Raw genomic sequence first — 20,759 nt, 5'->3', positions numbered from 1 at the left:
GGAACGCAACGAGACGGTTATCAGCGGGGAGGGGACTGAAAGGTGGTCCTGCAGATGAAGGCGTCGGAGTCAACGGTGGCGGTTGCCGCCGACAACATGATGACGGACGGTGTCGAGCTCCTGACCGACCTGGACGCGACGGACGAGCGCGGAGTTTCCGCCGACCTGGTCCGGGCCTACTTGAACGGGATCGGTCGCACCCGCCTGCTGACCGCCGTCGAGGAGGTCGAGCTCTCCAAGCGCATCGAAGCCGGCCTGTACGCCGAGGAGAAGCTGGCCGAGGCCGCCGACGACCTCATCCCGCTGCTCGAAATCATCATCGTCGAGGGCAAGGCCGCCAAGAACCACCTGCTCGAAGCGAACCTGCGGCTCGTGGTCAGCATCGCGAAGCGGTACACCGGCCGGGGCATGGCGTTCCTGGACCTGATCCAGGAAGGCAACCTGGGTCTGATCCGCGCGGTGGAGAAGTTCGACTACACCAAGGGCTACAAGTTCTCCACGTACGCGACCTGGTGGATCCGCCAGGCGATCACCCGCGCGATGGCCGACCAGGCCCGCACCATCCGCATCCCGGTGCACATGGTCGAGCAGGTCAACCGCATGGTCCGCGCCCGCCGCGACCTGGCCGCCACGCTCGGCCGGGAGCCGAGCATCGGCGAGATCGCCAAGGCCATGAGCGTGCCGGAGTTCCAGGTCATCGAGCTCATCTCGTACGACCGGGAGCCGGTCAGCCTCGACCAGGCCGTCGGTGAGGACGGGGAGAGCGCGCTCGGCGACTTCGTGGCCGCCGTGGACACCGGCAACCCGGCGAACGCCGTCGGCCAGGGCGAGCTCCGCAACGAGGTGGAGATCGTGCTCGCCACTCTCTCCGAGCGCGAGTCCGCGGTGATCCGGCTGCGCTTCGGCCTCGACGACGGCCGCCAGCGCACGCTCGACGAGGTGGGCCGCGAGTTCGGCCTGAGCCGCGAGCGGATCCGGCAGATCGAGAAGGTCACGATGCTCAAGCTGCGCGATCCCGAGCGCGCTTCCCGGCTCGAGGCGTACGCGGGCTGATCGCTCCCCGCTCATCAACGTTCTTCATCAACGCCCGGCGGATTCGTCCGCCGGGCGTTCGCATTGTTGGTTGTTCGCCGGGCGTTCCCGTTCGTGGTTTTCAGCCGGGTTCGCGTTGCTGGTTGTTCGCCGAGGCGTTCGCGGTGCCGGGTTTCGCCGGGCGTTCCCGTTCGTGGGTGTCCGCCCGGCGTTTGCGTACCCGGGCGGCGGCCGTGCCGAGTTCGGCAATCTCGTCCGGTGACATGGTGCTTTGGGTGCGCCGGAACGCGACGGCCTCGTCGAGCATGGCCAGCGGATCGCCGGGCGCCACGTCGACGAAGTGGTCGAGCATCTCGCCGGCGCCCGCCATCAGGTCGTGCTCGATCGAGCCGATGGCGACCTGGGCCAAGATCAGCGCGGTCAGGGCCGTGTCGAGGTCGCCGGGTCCGTCGCCCGCGTTCCGCCAGTCGATCACCACCGGTCCGCGCGCGGTGAGCACGATGTTCTCGGGATGCAGGTCGAGATGGATGATCGTGCCCGCCCCGCCGGACCGCGCCGGCAGGTCGTGCAGCCGCCGGAGCAGCCCGGCCATGAGCTCGGAGCCCTCGGTCAAGCCGATCCGGCCGGCCAGTCCGGCCTGGGCCAGGGTCGGGCCGTCCAGCCGTTCCATCACCAGGTCGGCGCCCGCGGCCGAGAACACGGCCGGCACCGGATAGCCGAGGCCACCCACGTAGGCCATCACCTCGGCCTCGCGGGTCGCGTCGTCGCCGTTCCGATATCGCCGCAGCACCCGGCCGGGGCCGAGCGCGAAGACATCGGCCTCGCGACCGGCCGCGAAGGGCTCCCCGTGTGGGGGTTCGTCCGTCACGGGTGCGACCGTAGTGGGCCGGGTCCAGCTCGGTCGACCGTCTTTCATCGGCCGCGCCTGCCCCTTGACCGCGGCCGCGCCTTGACGGCGGCCGCGCCTTGACGGCGGCCGCGTCGGGGCTGCCGCGTTGGTTGGTCGTCTTGGTGGCCGCGTCGAGCGGCCACCCGGCCGATCGCGTCAGTCGACGGCGTTGCTGCTCGCGTCGCTCGTGTAGCCGTCGACCGGAGTCTCGAGCGCGCCGGTGGTGGCGTCGCCGGTGGTCGTGTTCGCGACACCGGGGCCCGACCGCGGGCGGGTCTTGAAGCTGTTCGGCCCAGCCGTGCCGCCGGTCGTGGTCATCACGCCGTGCTCGGGGTGCGGACCACCGTCCTGGAGCTGTTCGATGTCCGAGCCCGCGGGCAGCGTGCTCGACAGCCCCGGGTCGTCGTCGCCCTTCTCCGGCCGGTACGTTCCCGGCTCGTCGAAGACTCCCGGGCCGTAGTCGCCGCCGGCGATCTCCCGCTCGATGCTCTCGTCCGAATCGCTCATGGTCGTCTACTTCCCCTCGTATCGCTTCCCGAACCAGCTTTGCACGCGTCGCGCGCCCTCTCGACCGAACACGGCATGATGCGGACGTGCTGAAGGCCATCATTTTCGATCTCGACGGGACGATCCTCGACACCGAGACGCCCGAGTTCATCTCCTGGCAGGAGGCGTACGCCGCCCGTGGCGTCGCGCTCGACCCGGACATCTGGGCGCAGGGAATCGGCACCGCGGACGCGAGCTGGGACCCGTACGACCACCTGGAGACCCTGATCGGCGGCCCGATCGACCGCGCGACGCTGCGCACGACCCGGGAAGCCCGCTTCGATGAGCTGATGGACGCGGCCGAGCCGCGCGACGGGATTCTGGCCTGGCTCGACGAGGCTCGCGAGCTCGGGCTGCGGGTCGGGCTGGCGTCCAGTTCCGGTGTCGACTGGGTGACCCGCTTCCTGGAGGCGCTCGGCCTGCGGGACCGCTTCGAGTCGCTGGCCACTCGAGAACGGGTGACGCACAGCAAGCCGGCGCCCGACCTGTACGAGCTGGCGCTGAACGAGCCCGGCGTGATGGCCGCCGAGGCGCTCGCCGTGGAGGACTCGCCGAACGGCGTCGCCGCGGCCAAGGCGGCCGGGATGTTCTGCGTCGCCGTGCCCAATCCGCAGACGGCGCGGCTGCCGCTGCATGGCGCCGATCTGGTGCTGGGCTCGCTGGCGGAACGGTCGATCCGGGAGGTAGCCGAGCTGCTCAAGGCCTGACGGTCATTCCGTCGGGTGGCCCCCGCCTGCGCCGGTGGGGCGCTCCCAAGGCCCGGTCGGGGTGGCGCCTGACGGGACCTCATGACACCGGCCGGATCGGCTTGGCGCGCGTGATGCGGGCGCCGGCCGGCAGCACGCTCGCGGTCAGGGCGAGCAGCAGGCAGACGGCGAGCGCGCCGGCCGCGACCGGCCATGGCACGGTCAGCGGCACGTCGGTGCCGGTTTGCTCGCGCAGGCCGGCGACACCGCCCCACAGCGCGGCGATCGCCGCGGCGCAGCCCAGCACCGCCCCGATCGCGACCGCCAATGCCGACTCGCCGGCGACCGCCAGAAGCACCTGACGTGGGGTCGCGCCGGCCAGCCGGAGCAGTCGGTAATCGGGCGCCCGGCGGGCGGTGGCCATGAAGAGCGTGTTCGCCACCGCGAGCGCGCCGTAACCGACGGACACGCCGACGAGCAGCAGCGTGAAGATCCAGACGAGCCGGTCCTCGTCCGCGTCGGCCTCTCTCGCGTAGGTGTCCACATTGACCGTTCGCGTACCCGTTGCGGCGGGGGCCGTACCGCCGGGCAGTGCCATGGCGTCGCCCAAGGCGGACGGGTCGTGCTTCCGTACGGTCGCGCGGTCGAGCATCACGTCGGCGCGGCCCTGATCTTCGATCGCCGCTACCCGTGACGACACCCGGATCCCGTCGGCGAAGGTGAGCGGAACCGTCTCACCTGCTTTGAGCCGCATCTGGGTGGCCCAGCCCGCGGTGATGACGATCCCGGCCGTGGACCGGTCGACCCCGGCAGCGGAATGGTCGACCCCGGCCGCAGAGTGGTCGACCCCGAGCGCTGCCGCTGGGGTGTCACCGAGGTAGACCGTGGTGGACAGCGGCGCATGCGGTGCGGCCTGGTCGGTCAGTCCCGGAGTTCCGTCCGGAACCAGCACGGTGCCGGCTCCGACGGCGTCGGCCCGGCGGTCTGCATAGGCGTCGGCGGATGTTTGCACGTTGCCCGCGATGAACACCGCGAACGCGACGGTCAGCAGCACCGGGGCCGCGGTCGAGGCGGTCCGTCGCGCGCCGGTGAGCGCGCTTTCGCACATGACGGTGCCGATCGGGCCACGCGCCGGGCGCAGCAGCACCCGCACAATCAACGGCACGGCGGCGGGCGCGAGGACCGTCGCGCCGACCACCAGCGCCATCGCCCCGAGCAGCGCCAGCGTGCCGAGGTCGGCGACATCGTCGGTCATCGTGGTGGCGAAGCCGGCCAGCACGCCGCCGGCGGTGAAGAACAGGCCCACGGCCCACCGGAACCGGATCATCGGCTTCGCCTCGACCTCGGCCTCGCGCAGCGCCTCGAGCGGCCGGACCCGGGCCGCTCGACGGGCGGCGACCACCGAGCCGGCGACGGCGAGAAGCGGGCCGGCGGCGAGGCCGGCCAGGATCGGCCCGACGTGCGGGCCAACCGTGAACGAGCGCGGCTGGAAACCGGCGTCGACCAGCACCCGGCCGAGCAGGGGCGAGAGCGCGACGCCGAGCGCCGTGCCCAGCGCCCCGGCGACCACGCCGACCATCGCCGCTTCCCGGACTACCGATCGGCGTACCTGTCGCGGTGTCGCGCCGGTCGCCCGCAGCAGGCCGATCTCGCGCCGGCGCTGGTGGACGACCAGGGCGAACGTGGAGGCGATCACGAACGCGCAGGCGAAGACGGACAACGCGGTCATGGCCGTGACCACCTGGAGGCCGATCCACCTCGTACGGGCGTCGGATCTCGCCTCGAGCTCGCCCAGGGCAGGGCCGTGCAACACGGTCGCCCCGGTGGCGATCGACTCGACCTGTGCCGGATCGGGACGGCCGGTGAGGCCGATGACCCGGACGCCGGGCGCCAGACGGGCCGCCGTGGCGTCGGCCACGTAGAGACGGTCGGCGTCGATCAGGCCGGTGACGGTGAAGGTCGCCGGGCCGGTCGCGGTGAGAATCGTGACCGGACCACCGAGCGGCACGCCCGACTGTCGAGAGACGACCAACTCATGATCGGCTGTCGCCGGACGACCGGCGACCAGCCGATCGGCAGCCAACGCGGCGCTGGCCCAGCCGTGACCCTCCTGGACGGTGGACGAAGGGCGGCCGTCGAGCACCGGCTGGGCGTAGAAGCGCCGGTCGGGGATCGCGGCGGTCACCCCCGGCACCGCGGCCAAGCGGGCGGCCAGCACCGCCGCGTCGGCCGAGGACCACGGCCGGGACTCGGGGAACGGGTCGGCCGGCGTGGCCACCCGCGGATTGAGGACGGCAATCGTGGTTGCCGCATATCGCTCCGGCACCCGGGGATGCGCGGACGCGAGCAGGGTGAGGGTGAGGGCGACCACCGCCGTACCGAAAAGGACGGCGACGAATGCACCCAGCCGGTCGCGCATCAGCATTTCGCCTCCACCGCGGCCATGCGGGCCGCGATCGACTCCGCCGAGCTCGCCGCCACCCGGTCGATCAGCCGGCCGTCGGCGAGCAGCAGCACCTCGTCGGCCACGGCCGCCGCCACCGGATCGTGGGTGACCATGACGATGGTCTGGCTGCGCTCGTCGACCAGGTCGCGCAGCAGGCCCAGCACCTGCCGGGAAGTGGTCCCGTCGAGCGCACCCGTCGGCTCGTCGGCGAAGAGCACGGCCGGACCGGTGAGCAGCGCGCGGGCGATCGCGACCCGCTGCTGCTCACCGCCGGACAGCTCGACCGGCCGATGGCGGCCGCGGCCGGCGAGACCGACCCGGGCCAGCGCCGTCGCCGTCTCGGCCGGGTCGACGCGGCGGCCGGCCAGGCGGGCCGGAAGAGCCACGTTCTGCGCCGCGGTCAGGGACGAGATCAGGTTGAACGCCTGGAAGACGAAGCCCACACGCTCGCGGCGCAGCACGGTAAGGCCGGTCTCGTCGAGGCCGCCGAGCCGGATGCCGTCGAGCACCACCTCACCTGCGGTCGGGCGGTCGAGGCCGGCCGCGCAGTGCAGCAGCGTCGACTTGCCCGAGCCGGAGGGACCCATGACGGCCGTGAACGTGCCGGCCGGGAGCTCGACCGTCACGCCGTCGAGCGCCGTCACCCGGTCACGGCCGGCGCGATACTCCATCCGTAGGTCGTGGAGCGCGACCATCGCTGTCGTCATGGGCGTCGACGATGCCCGGCGGGCCGGCGGAAGTCGTCTGACTCAGGTCCACAGTTGAAGATCGCAAAGTTCAGACCGTGGTCTGACGCGCTTGGCCCGCCTCCTGATTACTGTCGCGGGCATGACCACCGCAACGCCTTCCGTCCTCCTCCGCGGGCTCAGCCGCGGCCAGCTCATCGCGTGCGACGCCGGGCTGGCCATCGGCGTCGCGGTGGTCGGCTGGATCGCGGCGCTCGAGGTCCCGGTGGCATCGTCGCACGCCTTCTGGCACGAGCCGGCCTGGGTCTCCGCGCTGGCGGGCCTGCTCCTCGGGGTGCCGGTGGCGATGCGCCGGCTGCGGCCCGAAGTGGCGGCCTGGTCGGCGATCCTCCTCTGCGCGCTCGTGTCGGCCAGCGGTCTGATACCGGATTATGCGGGGCTGGCGCCGACGCTCACGCTGGCGTTCGTCCTCTATACGGTGGGCACCGACGTGGGCCGGCGACGGTCAGTGACGATCATCCTCGTGGGCATCGCGGTGCTGGCGGCGGCGTTCGGGTCGGCGGCAGGGGACGCGTTCGAGGTCGGGCTCGTGCTGTGGGTGCTCGGCGCGTGCTGGACGACCGGGCGCACGATCCGGGAACGCCGCGCCTATGCGGCGCGCAGCGTGGCGCAGGCGACGGAGCTGGCGCTGGGCGAGGAACGGCTGCGGATAGCGCGCGATTTACACGACATCGTGGCCCACAACATGAGCGTGATCGCGGTACGGGCGACGGTGGCCGACCACATCGCCGACCTGCAGCCGCAGCAGATGCGGGAGTCGTTGCGAGACATCGCGGTGACCAGCCGGGAGGCGCTGGCCGAGCTACGGCGGGCGCTGGGGGCCCTGCGGGCGGAAGCGGTCGTGGTGCCCACGCCGGGACTGTCCGACCTGGAGGGTGTGGTGGCCGCCGCCCGGTCGACCGGATTGGTGGTCGAGTTCGAGGTGCGCGGGGATCGAGAGATCCCGGAGGGCGTGGGAGTGGCGGTCTTCCGGCTGGTGCAGGAGGCGCTCACGAATGTGCTCAAGCATGCCAGGGCGACGAGGTGCCGGATTCGGGTCGATCTCGCGCCGGGCGAGGTGTGGCTCGAAGTGACCGACGACGGCATCGGGGCGCTCGGTGAGGGCCGGGCGACGACCGATGACGGCCGGGCGGGTCAAGGGCTGATCGGCATGCGGGAGCGGGCGGCCATGTTCGGCGGCGACCTGACGGCCGGGCCGGGCGAGCCGGCGTCGGGCACAACGAGGGCGGGCGCAGCGAGGGCGGGCGCAACGAGGGCGGGCGCAGCGAGGGCGGGCGCAGCGAGGACGGGAGGGGCGAGCACGGGAGGAGTGAGCACGGGATCGGCGGCGACGGCCAACGATGGCGCGGCGGTGGGTTGGCGAGTGGCGACGACGTTGCGGTACGCGGCATGACCGGCGCGGTGGGGGAAGCGAGCGGAATGGACGTCGTGAAAGTGGCGGTCGCGGACGACCATGCGTTGCTGCGGGCGAGCTTTCGGCTGCTGATCGACAACACGCCGGGGTTGACGTGCGTCGGGGAGGCGGGCACGGGGCGGGAAGCCGTGGAGGTCGCTCGGCGGGAGGAACCCGATGTCTTGCTCATGGATGTGCGCATGCCGGAGATGAGTGGGATCGAGGCCACGCGGCTCATCTGTCAGCGGGTGGCAGGGCTCGAGACTCGGGTGATCGTGCTGACCACGTTCGACCTGGATGAGTATGTGTTCGGGGCGCTTCGGGCGGGGGCCAGCGGGTTTCTGCTCAAGGAGGTTCTGCCGGAGGAGCTGATCAACGCCATCCGGGTGGTGGCGTCGGGGGAGGCGTTGCTGACGCCGGCGGCTACCCGGCGGCTGATCACGGCCTATGTCGAGCAGCCCGAGCGGAAGGTGACGGCGCTGCGGGAGATCACGTCTCGGGAGCACGAGGTGCTGGCGCTCGTGGCGCGCGGGCGGTCGAACGAGGAGATCGCGGCTGATCTGCACGTGAGCATGGGGACGGTGAAGTCGCATGTGGGGCGGCTGCTGGCCAAGCTCGGCGCGCGGGACCGGGCCCAGTTGGTGGTGATGGCCTATGAGGCCGGCGTGCGCTGATCTTCGCCACGGGTCGAGCCTGCTCAGGTCGCGCCGCGGCGCCCGGGCGAGGAAGCGGGGAGGTGGCGAGGGAAGCGGCGACGGTTGAGGAAGCGGGAAGGAGGTGAGGAAGCGGGAAGGAAGAACAGAAGGGGCGACGAAACCACCGCACCTGGTGTCGCGAGCAGGGCGGACGGCAAGATAGGGCCATGACGCTCTCCCTGCCGATCGACCCCGAGGCCAACAAGTTGCTGTCCACCGATCCGCTGGCGCTGCTTGTCGGCATGGTGCTTGATCAGCAGATTCCGCTCGAGAAGGCGTTCAGCTCGCCCTATGTGTTGGCGCAACGGCTTGGGCACGCGCCGACTGCGGTGGAGCTGGCGGAGTTCGATCCGGAGGCGCTGGTGACGATCTTTGCGACGCCGCCGGCTCTGCATCGGTTTCCGAAGGCGATGGCCGCTCGGGTGCAGGAAGTGTGCCGGGCGCTCGTGGAGGAGTACGACGGGGAGGCGGCCAACCTCTGGAACGGCGCCGCGGACGGCAAGGAGCTGCTCAAGCGGGTCGCGTCGCTGCCGGGGTTCGGGAAGCAGAAGTCGCAGATCTTCGTGGCCCTGCTCGGCAAGCAGTATGGCGTCGAGCCCGCCGGATGGCGTGAGGCTGCCGGGGCGTACGGGGAAGTCGGGTCTTTCAAGTCGGTGGCGGACATCGTCGACGCCGAGTCGCTCGGCAAGGTGCGCGCCTTCAAGAAGGAGATGAAGGCGGCCGCCAAGGCGGGCTGACCGGACTTCGCATTCCGGACAAGGCCTCGGAGGGCGGCCGTCCACGCCTTCGGATTCCGTACAACCCGATGCGTTCGATGACGGCGCCAATCGATTCAAGTGGGTGCATATCGGCTCGCCAGGTCGGCCGCCGATGCCAGGATTTTCCGAGTAGGCGGGGGAAGCACAGAGTAACGATCAAGGGCCATGGATGGCGCGCGCGTTCCCCTACCCGTGTCGCACGAGATGGGAGCCCACTCCATGCCCTTGACCACGAGCACCTCGAACGGGCGCGCCGAGACCGTCCGGTCGGTGCGGCCCACGTCGACCGCGGTCTCGACCCGCCCGCCGCGCGGCGGGGACAACGAAGCCACCCGCAAACAGGCGCGCAGCGTCGCCAAGCAGCAGCAGGCCGCCGAGCGGATCGCCTCGGCCACCGCCGAGATTTCCGCGCAGAACGCCGAGGCCGCCGAGGCGTCCCGGCAACTCGCCGAGTCGATGCAGCAGATCTCGGCCGGCGCCGAGGAGGCCTCGGGCGCGACCCAGCAGAGCCTGGCCGCGATGAACCAGGTCGAGGAGCGCGTCGGCCGCCAGGAGCAGACCACCCGCCAGGTCGCCGAGCTGAGCCAGGCACTGCAGAACCTGCTGAACGAGACGCGGGGCGGGATCTACAACCTGCTCGCCAACGTCGACAGCGCCTCCAGCCGTCAGGCCGCGTCGGTCGTCACCATCACCGAGCTGGAGAAGCAGGCGGACGAGATCGGCGAGATCGTCAAGACGGTCGCGCACATCGCCGACCAGACGAACCTGCTCGCCCTCAACGCCGCCATCGAGGCCGCCCGTGCCCGCCAGCACGGCAAGGGCTTCGCCGTCGTCGCCGACGAGGTGCGCACGCTGGCGGAGACCAGCGAACGCAGCGCCCGGCAGATCCGCGACCTGATCGACGAGGTGCGCGCCAGCGTTACCGAGATCGCCTCCGGCGTGCAGGGCTCGGCCGACACCGCCCGCGGTGAGGTCGAGAAGGGCAAGACGATCACCGAGCAGCTCGAGACCATCCGGGCCGACATGGGCACGATCATGGCGGGCGCCCAGGAGATGGCCAAGGCCGCCGACGAGGCCAAGAGCGCCACCGCCACGGCCAAGACCCGGTCCGAGGAGATCGCCGCGGCGGCCGAGCAGCAATCCGCCGCCTGCGAGGAGTCCCTGCAGACGGTCGGTCAGCAGACCCAGGCGCTGCGGCAGAGCGAGCAAGCAGCCGAAGCACTGGCCGAGATCTCCGACACCCTGCGCACCAGCACCGACATCGCGAAGAGCGCCGAGGACGTGGCGAGCGCGGCCGAGGAGCTGTCGGCCGCGGTCGAGGAGATCAACCGGGCGGCCAACCAGATCAACACGGCCATCAACGAGATCAACACGGGGGCGCGGACGGCGGCCGAGAAGGGACAGGAGACGGCCGGGCTGGTCAACCGGATCGAGCAGGGCGCTCAGCTGTCCGAGAACCGGGGCGGCGCCGCGGTCGAGCGGGCCGACGTGATCCTGGGTCTGCTGGCCACCAACAAGGACTCGGTCGACTCGATGATCGAGGCGATCGGCCAGGCGGCACGGGACGGCATCGAGAGCGTCCGCAAGGTCACCGAGCTCGAGCAGATCTCGCGCCGGATCGACAAGATCGTCGACGCCATCGCCAACGTCTCGATCCAGACCAACATGCTGGCCGTCAACGGCTCGGTCGAGTCGGCCCGGGCCGGCGAGTTCGGCAAGGGCTTCGCCGTCGTCTCCACCGACATCCGCAACCTGGCCCGCGACTCGGCGGACAACGCCGATCGGATCAAGGACCTGGTCAAGGCCGTGCAGGACCGGATCGTCGAGGTGCGTGCCGACCTCGAGGAGACCAGCCGGCAGGCGCTGGCCGAGGTCGAGGCGGCCAAGGCGACCACGGCCCGGCTCGAGGAGATCGAGCGCGACATGCAGCAGGTCCGGGCCGGCAACGAGGAGGTACGCGAGTCGGCACAGCAGATCGCGTCCGTTCTCGGCGAGGTCAAGACCGGCCTCGAGCAGATCTCCACGGCCGCCAACGAGGCCGAGCAGCTCGCCGGGCAGGCCTCGACCGCGGCCAAGGAGCAGGCGCAGGGCGCCGAGGACCTGGCGGCGGCCGTCGAGGAGATCGCGGCGCTGGCCGACGAGCTCCAGAACGCGGCCTGAGGAGGCGCGGATGAGCGTCGATGAGGATCAGACGGTCGAGGACGACAACGCCGACTACGTCACGTTCGACATGGCGGGCGAGCGGTACGCGTTCCCGATGAGCCGCGTCCAGGAGATCATCCGGATGCCGGCCGTGGTGAAGGTGCCGCTCGGGCCGTCGAGTCTCGAGGGCCTGGCCAACCTGCGCGGCCGGGTGCTGCCGGTGGTGAGCCTGCGGGCGTGCTGTGACATGCGGACGACCGAGCACGACGAGACCACCCGAGTGATCATCGTGGACGGCGGCGTGCCGCTCGGCTTCGTGGTCGACCGGGTCTCCAGCGTGATCAGCATCGACCCGGCCGACATGGAGGCGGCCGACTCGGTGCAGTCCACGGTCCACTCCGACGTGCTGGTCGGCGTGATCAAGTCGGGTGGCGGCGAGATGACCACGGTGCTCGACGTCGATCGGCTGGTCGGCAGCCAGTTCGACCGGCTGGCCGTGGGCGCCGTGAAGAGCGACACCGGGTCCGGGCCGCGGCTGGAGGAGCCCGGCGCTGCGGAAGAGGCCGAGAGCGACGACACGCTCGAGCTGGTCAGCTTCGCGGTCGAGGGCCAGGAGTACGCGCTGCCGATCGACCAGGTTCAGGAGATCGTGCAGGCCCCCGAATCGGTCAGCCACGTCCCGAACGCGGGCAGCCGCGTGCTCGGCGTGATCGACCTGCGCGGCCGGCTGCTGCCGGTGGTGAGCATGCGCCGGGTCTTCGGCCTGCCGGTGACCGAGCTCGCGCCGCAGAACCGGATCGTCGTCGTCTCGCTGAACGACGGCGAAGGAGGCGGCGGCGTGGTCGGGGTCGTGATGGACACCGTCCGCGAGGTGCTGCGCGTCCCGCACGAGCTGGTCGCGCCCCTGCCGAACTTCATGGCCGGCGAGGGTGGCGGACGTAAGAGCGAGGTCGAGTCGGTGGTCCGGCTCGAGGACGGCAAGCGCCTGGTGTCGGTGCTGAGCGTGAACCGGATGTTCGACTCGCCCGAGGTTCGCAACGAGCTCGCCGAGCATCAAGGTGGGAAGGAGACCGCGGAGATGACCGAGGACCAGCGCGCCGACGACGGCCGCGGCGACGAGGAGTTGTTCGTGGTGTTCCGCCTCGACGAGGAGGAGTACGCGGTCGACGTCGATGCCGTGCAGGAGATCATCCGGGTGCCCGACGCGCTCATTCGCGTGCCCAAGTCGTACGACTTCGTGGAAGGTCTCGTCAATCTGCGCGGGACCGTCCTCCCCGTCGTCGATCTCCGCACCCGCCTGGGCCTGGAGAAGAGCGAGCGGGACGAGCGGCAGCGGATCGTCGTTCTGATCATCGGAGGCGTGCGCACCGGGTTCATCGTCGACTCGGTGGCCGAGGTGGCCCGGGTCGGCCGGAATGTGCTCGAACCGGCCCCGGAGCTGTCGGCCGAGCAGGCGCGCGTCGTATCGCGGGTGGCGAACCTCCCGGACCAGAAGCGGATGCTGCTCCTGGTGCAGGTCAACCAGCTGCTCGCCGCCGACCAGGCCGCCGCGCTCGAGGAGGTCCTGGGCGACGAGTGCGCCGCAAAGGTCGAGGAAGCCCTGGCCACCGTCTGAGATGCCCACTTCAGTCCTCGTCGTCGACGACTCGGCGCTGATGCGCCGGGCGATCAAGGGGATCCTGGCCGAGGCGGGCGATTTCCGGGTGGAGACCGCCCGCAACGGGACGGACGCCCTCGAACAGCTCGATCGCGTCCGGCCCGATGTGGTCACGCTCGACGTCAACATGCCGGAGATGGACGGCCTCACCTGCCTCTCCAAGATCATGGAGCACCGGCCGACCCCGGTGGTCATGGTCTCCTCCCTGACCGAGAAGAACGCGCTGGTCACCCTGGAGGCGCTGGAGCTCGGCGCGGTCGACTACGTGGCCAAGCCGGGCGGAACGGTCTCGCTCAACATCGACGAGGTCTCCGGCGAGCTGGTGGAGAAGGTGCGATCCGCGGCCGCGGCCAAGATGCGGCGGCCGCGGAGGATGATGCCGCCGATCGCCCCGATCAAGACCGAGCGAAGAGCCGGCAAGACCGATCTCGTCATCATCGGATCGTCGACCGGCGGTCCCCAACTGCTCACCGAGATATTGCCCCAGCTACCGGCGACGTTGAGCGCACCCGTCGTGGTCGCCCAGCACATCCCGGCCTCCTTCACGGCCGCCCTGGCCCGCCGGCTCGACGAGATCTGCCAGCTGCGGGTGCAGGAGGTCGACCGCATCACCACGATCCACAAGGGAAACATCTATCTGGGCAAGGGCAGCGCCGACGTGGTGATCGCCCGCCGGACCGACGGGCTGATCGTCAAGTCGGTGCCGGCCGGGTCCGAGTACCGCTGGCATCCGAGCGTCGACCGGCTGGTCGGCTCGGCCCGGCGGTACTGCGATCCGTCCCGGCTGGTCTGCGTGCTGCTGACCGGCATGGGCGACGACGGCGCCACCGAAATGGCAGAGGTCCGCGCCGCGGGCGGTCGCACGATCGCGGAGTCCGAGGAGACCGCCGTGGTCTGGGGCATGCCGGGCGAGCTGGCCCGGCGAGGTGGCGCCGAGGTGGTGCTGCCGTCCTACGAGATCGCCGCCCGCGTGGCCGACTGGGTTCGCTGAGAGGAGCGAGCACATGGGACTCGTCCGCAAGAAGACGCCCGAGCCGGAGGAACTGGAGCAGGAACAACCGTCGACCGCAGACCTTCTGGCACAGCTCGACGACCCGGACCCGGACCGGCGGCGTGAGGCGGCGCTCGGCCTGGACGGCGTGGCCGAGGCGGTGGGCCCGCTGCTCGACCGGGTCGCGCAGGAGGAGGAGGCGGCCGTACGCGACGCGATCCTCACGACGCTGGCCGCGCACGACACCGACGAGGTCGCCGCGGGTCTCGCCGTGCACCTGGCCACCGACGAGGCCGGCCTCCGCACGGCCGTGGCCGAGGCGCTGGCGACCATGCCGGTCTCGACCCCGGCCATCATCCCCCGCCTCATCCAGGACCCCGATCACGACGTACGGGTAATGACCGCGATGGTTCTGGCCGACCTGCCCCACCCCGCGTCGCTGACCTGGCTGGCCGAGATGATCCGGGACGACACCCACCCGAACGTGGTGGCGTCCGCGATCGACGCGCTGCTCCCGTCGATCGGCCCGGAGCACACCGAGCTGCTGGAGCGGGCGGTGCGCCGGTTCCCGAACGACCCGTTCCTGCGCTTCACGGTCGAGGCGGCCCTGCGATGACCTCAGCCGTCGGGACCGGGCTCACCGAGGCCGACTTCGAGAAGTTCCGCGAGTACTTCTACAAGCGGACCGGCATCCAGTTCACCGCGACCAAGCGCTACTTCGTCGACAAGCGGATCGACGCCTGCATCCGCGCCGCCGGCTTCGACACGTTCACGTCGTGGTTCGCGGCGCTGCGGCTGAGCGACCGGTCCGACCTGCTGCAGGAGCTGATCAACCAGCTCACCGTCAACGAGACGTACTTCCTGCGGGAGGACTACCAGTTCGACGCCCTGCTGTCCAAGGTGCTGCCGGACGTGCTGGCCGCGCGCGGCGGTCTCGGGCGGATCGTCGGCCCGATCAAGATCCTCTCGCTGCCGTGCTCGACGGGCGAGGAGCCGTACTCGATCGCGCTCCGGCTGCTGGAGGAGTGGCCGCACATCGACACCGTGGACGTCGAGATCCACGGCGCCGACATCGACAGCGAGGTGCTGGCCCGGGCCCGGCACGCCAGCTACGGCGACCGGTCGCTGGCGCGGGTGCCGAAGCCGTGGGTGAACAAGTACTTCACCTCGGTCGGGGCCGGCCGGTATCAGCTCGACGAGGGCATCCGCGACGCGGTCACGCTGCACCAGGTGAACGTGACCGACACCGCGGCCATGCGGGCATTCCGCGACTTCGACGTGGTCTTCTGCCGCAACGTGCTCATCTACTTCGACGAGCTGTCCAGCCGGCGGGCGGCCGAGAACCTGTACGGCGCGATGCGGCCGGGCGGCTTCCTCTTCCTCGGGCACTCCGAGTCGATGAGCCGGATCTCCCCGATCTTCACGCCGAGCCGCCTGCCGGAGGGCATCGTCTACCAACGACCGACCGGAGCCAAGTGATGACCGAGACCGAGCCGAGGGTGCTCGTGGTGGACGACGCCGCGACGGTGCGTCTCTACCACACCAAACTGCTGACCGACGCCGGCTTCCAGGTGGCCGAGGCGGCGAACGGACTGGAGGCGGTCGAGGCGGCCCTCGGCACTCCCTTCGACCTCTTCGTGGTGGACGTGAACATGCCGAAGATGAACGGGTACGCCTGCGTGGAGACGTTGCGGTCGGAGACGGTCGGCACGGCGGCGCCGGTGGTCATGATCAGCACCGAGGACCGGCCGGGCGATGCGGACCGGGCGTACGCGGCGGGGGCGAACCTCTACGTGGTCAAGCCGATCAGCGCCGATCGGCTGGCCCGGATCGCCCGGATGCTCACCGCCGGACGGAGCGTGGCGGCATGAACCCGCTGCTCGCGCAGTTCCTCGCCGAGGCCGCCGACCTGCTCACCCAGGTCGACGAGGGCCTCCTGCAGCTCGAGCGCACGCCCGGCGACCCGGAGCTGGTCAACGAGGTGTTCCGGGCCGCTCACACGTTCAAGGGCTCGTCCGGCCTGTTCGACTTCCCGGAGCTGACCAAGCTCACGCACGCCGCCGAAGACCTTCTCGACCAGGTACGCGGCGGAGCGCTGGCGCTGGACTCGGGGATGACCGACGACCTGCTCGCCGCGTTCGACCTGATCCGCGGCTGGCTGGCCCACGTGACCACGCACGAGGCCCTGCCCGCGACCGCCGGCGCCGACGCGGCCACGCTGATCACCCGGCTGCGCGCCCCGATCGGCGGCGAGGCGTCCGGCGCCGCGGCGACCGAGGTGGCGGCCGCCGCCCCGGCCCAGCGTGACGCCGCGCCCGTCTGGCTCGAGGACTTCGACGCCGACTGGCTGGCGGAGACCGCGACCTGGCTGCGCACCACGTCGTCGAGCATGCGGTTCGTGCGCTACACCCCGGACTCGGGCTGCTTCTTCCGGGCCGAGGACCCGCTGCACCTGATCCGGCAACTGCCGGCGCTGGAGAAGATGGGCGTGGTCGAGCCGGCCGAGTGGCCGGCCCCCGAGGAGTATGACGAGTACGCCTGCCTGCTGGCCTTCGTCGTGGCCACCCGCGCCGGGGCGGGCGAGATCGCGTACCTCTTCCGCTACGTCAGCGACCAGATCGAGGTCGTCGACCTCGACGGTGACACCCTGCACCGCTACGTGAACGGGGAGCCCGCCGAGGCGGCCGCGCCGGTGCCGGCGGCGGCCCGCGAGACCCCGGGAGAGGGCACCGCCGAGGATCCCGAGCTGGTCGCCGACGCCCGGGCGATCCTCACCGCCGCCCTCCGCTGCCTGGCGATCAACCCGACCGGCGAGGCGCACCTGCTCTCGATCGCCCACGCGATCACGTCGGCCGCGCACGCGCTTGGCGATCCGGTCGAGATCACCGAGCCCGAGGTCGTGACGCTCACCGCGACCGCGACCCGGCTGCTCGGCGACACCCCGCCGCCGGACGAGGCCACCGCGCCGCCGCCCGCCGCGCCGGCCGTGCCGGTCGCCGAGACGCCGGTGGACCGGGGCCGTGCCGACGATCCCGGCGGCCAGGTCGGCAGCAAGATCCTCAAGGTCGACCAGGAGAAGGTCGACCACCTGATGGAGCTGGTCGGCGAGCTCAACGTGGCCAAGAACGGCCTCACCTTCCTGGCCCAGTCGGCCGAGGAGGAGTTCGGGAACCGGGCCCTGGCGCGCCGCATCAAGGACCAGTACTCGGGTATGCACCGGATCGCCGAGGAGCTGCAGGCGGCGGTCATGGACATCCGGATGTTGCCGCTCTCGGTGGCCTTCTCCCGCTTCCCCCGCCTGGTGCGCGACCTCAGCCGGCGGCTCGGCAAGAACATCGAGCTGGTCATGGAGGGCGAGGACACGATGGCGGACAAGGACGTCATCGAGGCGCTCGCCGACCCGCTGGTGCACCTGATGCGCAACAGCCTCGACCACGGCGTGGAGACGGCCGACGAGCGGCTCGCCACCGGCAAGCCGCCGACGGCGAAGATCACGCTGGCCGCGGTGGCCGACGGCGACGCGGTGATCGTCGAGATCTCGGACGACGGCCGGGGAGTCGATCCCGAGCGGGTGAAGCGGAAGGCGTACGAGAAAGGCCTGATCACCGAGGACGAGTTGGAGTCGATGAGTGACGCTGACGCCGTCGACCTGGTCTTCCGGCCCGGCTTCTCGACCGCCGAGCAATTGTCCGACCTATCCGGCCGCGGCGTCGGGATGGACGCCGTGCGGGCCAGCGTCGAGAAGCTCGGCGGCTCGGTGACCATGCGCTCTCAGTTCGGCAGCGGCACCTCGACCCGGCTGCGGCTGCCGCTGTCGATGGCGGTCACCCAGGTGATGGTGGTCAGCGTCGCCGGTCAGCGCTTCGGCATCCCGGTCGACCTCGTCGTCGAGACCGTACGCGTGCCGGCCGACGAGATGAGCCGGGTGCTGCACCAGGACGTGGTCGTGCTGCGCGGCGAGGTGGTCCCGGTGGTCGACCTGGCCCGGGCCCTGGAGATGCCGTGGACCCCGGACGAGGGCAAGGACCGGGCGATCTTGATCGTCAGCCTGAACGGCCAGCGGGTCGGCCTGCTGGTCGAGCAGTTCCACCGCGAGGTCGACGTGATCCTCAAGCCGATGGAAGGACTGCTCGCGTACGCCGACGAGTTCTCCGGCACCGCCCTGCTCGGCGACGGGCTGGTGCTGCTCGTGCTCAACATGAAGGAGGTGCTGGGCCTTGCCGCTCGAGTTGGGTGACACCACCGCCACGCTCACCGACGTCGTCACGGTCGACGAGGTGGAGCAGCTGGCCGGCTGGCTGCGGACCACCGCGAAGCCCCGGGTCAACCTGCGCAGATGCAACCATCTGCATACCGGCGCATTCCAGGCCATGTTGCGGTTCCGGCCGAAGGTAACAGCGGCACCGTCCGACGTTTTCCTCGCCGGTCAGGTGCTGCCGCTGCTCGCAGGGGGCAACGGCGTGCCTAACCGACCAGAAAGCGAACCGCCATGACCACCGTGATGCTCGTCGACGACTCCGCCACCATGCTCATGAGCCTCAAGTCCATCCTGACCAAGGCCGGTTACTCCGTGGAGACCGCGGGGCACGGCAAGGAGGCCCTGGACAAGCTGACCAAGGGCGTGAAGCCCAACCTGATCATCAGCGACGTGAACATGCCGCAGATGGACGGGATCACCTTCGTCCGCGAGGCCCGCAAGGCCCCCGGCATGCGGTTCACCCCGATGCTCATGCTGACCACGGAGTCGGAGCAGACCAAGCGCAACGAGGCCAAGACCGCCGGCGCCACCGGCTGGCTGGTCAAGCCGGTGGCCCCCGACCAGCTCCTCGGTGTGATCAAGCAGGTTCTCCCCGGCGCCTGACGCCCCAAGAGTCAGCTGGAGGTACGCATGGCCGGTCTGCTCCGCCGATCGGACGCACCCCACCTCACCGACGAGCGGTCGCCGGTGAGTGGGGAGCTGGTGGCCGAGGCGCTGGGTCCGGTGCCCGAGTTCTGCGACGTCATGGAAGCGCACATCAAGGACGTCATCGAGCAGACCGGGGAGGCCGCCGAGTCGATCGTCCAGCAGCTTCTCAAGGTCGACTCGCTGGCCGACGTGATGGCCGGCGACGTCGCCCAGCTGGCGTCGACCCTGAGCCGCACCGAGACCGAGCTGGCCAACGTGACCGGCGCGAACGACCAGCTGGTGGATCGCCTCATCCGGTACTTCCTGTACCGCGACGAACAGATTCACCGGCTGGTCGAGGAGATGCGCGGCCTCAAGGAGTACGTGAAGCAGATCGAGGACGTCAGCCGGGCCACCAACATCCTCGCCCTCAACGCGATGATCGAGGCGGTCCGGGCGGGCGACGCGGGCGAGGGCTTCGCGGTGGTGGCCGACGAGGTACGCAAACTGGCCGACCGGTCCCGCACGGCGGCCACCGGCATCGGCAGCAGCATCGCCGACCTGACCAGCCGGCTCGACCGGGTGCTCTCCGACGACAGCACGTTCGACCGGGACGACAGCTCGCTCGAGACGGCCGGCGCCGAGACGGCGATGACCCGGCGGCTCTCCGGCATCGCCAACGCCCAGCGCGAGATGTCGGAGATGGTCTCCGGCATCCTGCAGGACACGATCCGGGCCGCCGAGCAGGTCGAGGCCAGCTCGGCCGCGCTCTCCACGGAAACCACCGGCGCGGTCGGTCACGTTCAGTTCCAGGACATCAGCCGGCAGATGCTCGAACACGTGGCCGAGGCGGTGGCGGACGTTCGCCGGCAGAACGAGGACGTGGCCGCCTACGCCGAGGGCATTCTCGCCTCCGACGCGGTGAAAGAGCGGATGATTCGAGTGGACGATCTGCGGGCACGCCACGTCATGGGACGGCAGCGCTCCACGCATGCCGCGAGCACTGGAGGACAGGCCGAGGCGGACGCCGCGCCCATCATCGAACTGTTCTGAGCGGGGGAATCAGATGACGCCGGGCAATCAGTACGGGCAGGAACGCCCGACCGAGGACGAGGCGCTGCGCGCGCTGGGCGAGCTCGTCGGCCCGCGGGTCGCCGAGGGCATGTGGGACCTGGGTGCTCGTGAGCTCGGACTGAACCGTCCGCTGGAGAACACCGCCGACCTGCGCCGGATGGCCGAGCACATGATGGCCGTGGGCGACATGATGCGGGTGGCCGGCCGGTCGACCAAGGTCCGCGTGATCACTTACGAAGCGCTGAGCCGATCGGTGTCGTCATGACGACCGGGCTCACCCTGGACGACCTCCAGCGGCCGGCCCGCGCGGTGCCCCGGCTGGCCGACGTGGCCCGCCTCGGCCTCGATCGGGAGGCCGAGCGGCCGTACCTACGCGACATCGTCGACGAGGTCGCGGTCCGGCTGGACGCCCCGTTCGCCTTGGTCGACGTGCTGCTGAACACGGCACAGATCTTCATCGCCGAACACGGCGAGCGGCCGGAGTGGCTCCTCGAGTCCGGCGGCACCCCGATGGAGTGGGCGTTCTGCCTGCCGATGATGACCACCCGGGCGCCGCACGCCGTGGCCGACTTCGCCGCCGACCCATTGTTCCGGGACAGCCCACTGGTCACGGTCGTCGGCCTCCGCTCGTACGCGGGCGCGCCGCTCATCTCACACGCCGGTCACGTGCTCGGCGGCCTCTGCGTCCTCGATGTGAAGCCGCGCCGGTTCGGCCCGGAGGAGCTGCTCTGGCTGCAGGAACGGGCGGCCGAGGCGGTCGAGCGGATCGAGGAGCGGGCGGCCGGCGACTGACCCGGGACATCTTTGCTGGGCATCACG

Annotated in this window: 21 protein-coding genes; 17 read left to right on the top strand and 4 right to left on the bottom strand. The window is 70.9% G+C overall.

The genetic code is table 11. The features are described from left to right. Positions 1-96: 96 nt before the first annotated feature. On the top strand, positions 97-1,053 hold the full coding sequence (gene sigB, locus ACQP2F_RS39055) for an RNA polymerase sigma factor SigB (RefSeq protein WP_433307767.1): 957 nt from the start codon (positions 97-99) through the stop codon (positions 1,051-1,053). A 100-nt stretch (positions 1,054-1,153) separates the two neighbouring features. Here the strand turns inward: sigB and ACQP2F_RS39050 are convergent, their stop codons facing one another. Beyond that, positions 1,154-1,900 (bottom strand): phosphotransferase, encoded by a 747-nt coding sequence (locus ACQP2F_RS39050; protein ID WP_433296697.1) that lies wholly within the window; start codon positions 1,898-1,900, stop codon positions 1,154-1,156. 177 nt (positions 1,901-2,077) lie between these two features. Beyond that, positions 2,078-2,428, bottom strand: coding sequence for a hypothetical protein (locus ACQP2F_RS39045; protein ID WP_433296695.1), 351 nt, complete (start codon positions 2,426-2,428; stop codon positions 2,078-2,080). 86 nt (positions 2,429-2,514) lie between these two features. On the opposite strand from ACQP2F_RS39045, the gene ACQP2F_RS39040 reads away from it, so the two are divergent. Continuing rightward, positions 2,515-3,174 carry an HAD family hydrolase gene (locus ACQP2F_RS39040; RefSeq protein ID WP_433296693.1) on the top strand — a complete coding sequence of 220 codons (660 nt, stop codon included), beginning with the start codon at positions 2,515-2,517 and terminating at the stop codon, positions 3,172-3,174. A 79-nt stretch (positions 3,175-3,253) separates the two neighbouring features. Here the strand turns inward: ACQP2F_RS39040 and ACQP2F_RS39035 are convergent, their stop codons facing one another. Together ACQP2F_RS39035 and ACQP2F_RS39030 are read right to left on the bottom strand one after the other, a co-directional pair. Next, the gene (locus tag ACQP2F_RS39035; protein ID WP_433296691.1) at positions 3,254-5,578 is read right to left on the bottom strand and encodes an FtsX-like permease family protein; all 2,325 of its coding nucleotides are present in this window, start codon (positions 5,576-5,578) and stop codon (positions 3,254-3,256) included. Further along, entirely contained in the window at positions 5,572-6,306 is a 735-nt protein-coding gene (locus ACQP2F_RS39030; RefSeq protein ID WP_433296689.1) for an ABC transporter ATP-binding protein, read from the bottom strand. Before ACQP2F_RS39030 ends, ACQP2F_RS39035 begins: the two co-directional genes overlap by 7 nt. 121 nt (positions 6,307-6,427) lie before the next feature. Between ACQP2F_RS39030 and ACQP2F_RS39025 the strand changes: the two genes are divergently transcribed. The 15 genes from ACQP2F_RS39025 (at position 6,428) to ACQP2F_RS38955 (ending at position 20,732) form a co-directional block, all read left to right on the top strand. Beyond that, on the top strand, positions 6,428-7,738 hold the full coding sequence (locus tag ACQP2F_RS39025) for a sensor histidine kinase (RefSeq protein WP_433296687.1): 1,311 nt from the start codon (positions 6,428-6,430) through the stop codon (positions 7,736-7,738). After that, the gene (locus ACQP2F_RS39020; protein WP_433296685.1) at positions 7,735-8,412 is read left to right on the top strand and encodes a response regulator; all 678 of its coding nucleotides are present in this window, start codon (positions 7,735-7,737) and stop codon (positions 8,410-8,412) included. Before ACQP2F_RS39025 ends, ACQP2F_RS39020 begins: the two co-directional genes overlap by 4 nt. Positions 8,413-8,600: 188 nt before the next feature. Next, the gene (locus ACQP2F_RS39015) at positions 8,601-9,170 is read left to right on the top strand and encodes an HhH-GPD-type base excision DNA repair protein (protein ID WP_433296683.1); all 570 of its coding nucleotides are present in this window, start codon (positions 8,601-8,603) and stop codon (positions 9,168-9,170) included. Positions 9,171-9,410: 240 nt separating this feature from the next. Further along, positions 9,411-11,351, top strand: coding sequence for a methyl-accepting chemotaxis protein (locus tag ACQP2F_RS39010; protein WP_433296681.1), 1,941 nt, complete (start codon positions 9,411-9,413; stop codon positions 11,349-11,351). A 10-nt stretch (positions 11,352-11,361) separates the two neighbouring features. Beyond that, the gene (locus ACQP2F_RS39005; RefSeq protein ID WP_433296679.1) at positions 11,362-12,948 is read left to right on the top strand and encodes a chemotaxis protein CheW; all 1,587 of its coding nucleotides are present in this window, start codon (positions 11,362-11,364) and stop codon (positions 12,946-12,948) included. A gap of 1 nt (position 12,949) precedes the next feature. Next, complete coding sequence (gene cheB / locus ACQP2F_RS39000; protein WP_433296677.1) at positions 12,950-13,981, top strand: chemotaxis-specific protein-glutamate methyltransferase CheB; 1,032 nt, start codon at positions 12,950-12,952, stop codon at positions 13,979-13,981. Between the two features lie 13 nt (positions 13,982-13,994). Beyond that, entirely contained in the window at positions 13,995-14,597 is a 603-nt protein-coding gene (locus tag ACQP2F_RS38995; RefSeq protein ID WP_433296675.1) for a HEAT repeat domain-containing protein, read from the top strand. After that, on the top strand, positions 14,594-15,460 hold the full coding sequence (locus ACQP2F_RS38990; RefSeq protein WP_433296673.1) for a CheR family methyltransferase: 867 nt from the start codon (positions 14,594-14,596) through the stop codon (positions 15,458-15,460). The genes ACQP2F_RS38995 and ACQP2F_RS38990 overlap by 4 nt, the downstream gene beginning before the upstream one ends. Next, positions 15,460-15,852 (top strand): response regulator, encoded by a 393-nt coding sequence (locus tag ACQP2F_RS38985; RefSeq protein ID WP_433296670.1) that lies wholly within the window; start codon positions 15,460-15,462, stop codon positions 15,850-15,852. Before ACQP2F_RS38990 ends, ACQP2F_RS38985 begins: the two co-directional genes overlap by 1 nt. Beyond that, positions 15,849-18,218, top strand: a complete 2,370-nt coding sequence (locus ACQP2F_RS38980; protein WP_433296667.1) for a chemotaxis protein CheA — start codon at positions 15,849-15,851, stop codon at positions 18,216-18,218. Before ACQP2F_RS38985 ends, ACQP2F_RS38980 begins: the two co-directional genes overlap by 4 nt. Further along, a complete protein-coding gene (locus tag ACQP2F_RS38975) occupies positions 18,199-18,474 on the top strand; it encodes a hypothetical protein (RefSeq protein WP_433296665.1) in 276 nt (91 codons plus the stop codon). The genes ACQP2F_RS38980 and ACQP2F_RS38975 overlap by 20 nt, the downstream gene beginning before the upstream one ends. After that, positions 18,471-18,842, top strand: a complete 372-nt coding sequence (locus ACQP2F_RS38970) for a response regulator (protein ID WP_433296663.1) — start codon at positions 18,471-18,473, stop codon at positions 18,840-18,842. Before ACQP2F_RS38975 ends, ACQP2F_RS38970 begins: the two co-directional genes overlap by 4 nt. A gap of 27 nt (positions 18,843-18,869) precedes the next feature. Next, positions 18,870-19,919: a methyl-accepting chemotaxis protein gene (locus ACQP2F_RS38965; RefSeq protein WP_433296661.1), complete on the top strand. Its 1,050-nt coding sequence runs from the start codon at positions 18,870-18,872 to the stop codon at positions 19,917-19,919. Between the two features lie 13 nt (positions 19,920-19,932). Next, complete coding sequence (locus ACQP2F_RS38960) at positions 19,933-20,205, top strand: hypothetical protein (RefSeq protein WP_433296659.1); 273 nt, start codon at positions 19,933-19,935, stop codon at positions 20,203-20,205. Then, positions 20,202-20,732: a GAF domain-containing protein gene (locus tag ACQP2F_RS38955; protein WP_433296657.1), complete on the top strand. Its 531-nt coding sequence runs from the start codon at positions 20,202-20,204 to the stop codon at positions 20,730-20,732. Before ACQP2F_RS38960 ends, ACQP2F_RS38955 begins: the two co-directional genes overlap by 4 nt. The last annotated feature ends 27 nt before the right edge of the window (positions 20,733-20,759 follow it).

This window comes from Actinoplanes sp. CA-030573 (assembly GCF_050951115.1).
Taxonomy (GTDB): Bacteria; Actinomycetota; Actinomycetes; order Mycobacteriales; family Micromonosporaceae; genus Actinoplanes.
This window is presented reverse-complemented; position numbering and strand designations above follow the sequence as displayed.

Bases quoted from the DNA above. Each gene is read 5' to 3' on its own strand.
- sigB (WP_433307767.1), top strand. From the start codon at position 97: ATGATGACGGACGGTGTCGAGCTCCTGACCGACCTGGACGCGACGGAC.
- ACQP2F_RS39045 (WP_433296695.1), bottom strand. From the start codon at position 2,428: ATGAGCGATTCGGACGAGAGCATCGAGCGGGAGATCGCCGGCGGCGAC.
- ACQP2F_RS39035 (WP_433296691.1), bottom strand. From the start codon at position 5,578: ATGCTGATGCGCGACCGGCTGGGTGCATTCGTCGCCGTCCTTTTCGGT.
- ACQP2F_RS39030 (WP_433296689.1), bottom strand. From the start codon at position 6,306: ATGACGACAGCGATGGTCGCGCTCCACGACCTACGGATGGAGTATCGC.
- ACQP2F_RS39025 (WP_433296687.1), top strand. From the start codon at position 6,428: ATGACCACCGCAACGCCTTCCGTCCTCCTCCGCGGGCTCAGCCGCGGC.
- ACQP2F_RS39020 (WP_433296685.1), top strand. From the start codon at position 7,735: ATGACCGGCGCGGTGGGGGAAGCGAGCGGAATGGACGTCGTGAAAGTG.
- ACQP2F_RS39015 (WP_433296683.1), top strand. From the start codon at position 8,601: ATGACGCTCTCCCTGCCGATCGACCCCGAGGCCAACAAGTTGCTGTCC.
- ACQP2F_RS39010 (WP_433296681.1), top strand. From the start codon at position 9,411: ATGCCCTTGACCACGAGCACCTCGAACGGGCGCGCCGAGACCGTCCGG.
- ACQP2F_RS39005 (WP_433296679.1), top strand. From the start codon at position 11,362: ATGAGCGTCGATGAGGATCAGACGGTCGAGGACGACAACGCCGACTAC.
- cheB (WP_433296677.1), top strand. From the start codon at position 12,950: ATGCCCACTTCAGTCCTCGTCGTCGACGACTCGGCGCTGATGCGCCGG.
- ACQP2F_RS38995 (WP_433296675.1), top strand. From the start codon at position 13,995: ATGGGACTCGTCCGCAAGAAGACGCCCGAGCCGGAGGAACTGGAGCAG.
- ACQP2F_RS38990 (WP_433296673.1), top strand. From the start codon at position 14,594: ATGACCTCAGCCGTCGGGACCGGGCTCACCGAGGCCGACTTCGAGAAG.
- ACQP2F_RS38985 (WP_433296670.1), top strand. From the start codon at position 15,460: ATGACCGAGACCGAGCCGAGGGTGCTCGTGGTGGACGACGCCGCGACG.
- ACQP2F_RS38980 (WP_433296667.1), top strand. From the start codon at position 15,849: ATGAACCCGCTGCTCGCGCAGTTCCTCGCCGAGGCCGCCGACCTGCTC.
- ACQP2F_RS38970 (WP_433296663.1), top strand. From the start codon at position 18,471: ATGACCACCGTGATGCTCGTCGACGACTCCGCCACCATGCTCATGAGC.
- ACQP2F_RS38965 (WP_433296661.1), top strand. From the start codon at position 18,870: ATGGCCGGTCTGCTCCGCCGATCGGACGCACCCCACCTCACCGACGAG.
- ACQP2F_RS38960 (WP_433296659.1), top strand. From the start codon at position 19,933: ATGACGCCGGGCAATCAGTACGGGCAGGAACGCCCGACCGAGGACGAG.
- ACQP2F_RS38955 (WP_433296657.1), top strand. From the start codon at position 20,202: ATGACGACCGGGCTCACCCTGGACGACCTCCAGCGGCCGGCCCGCGCG.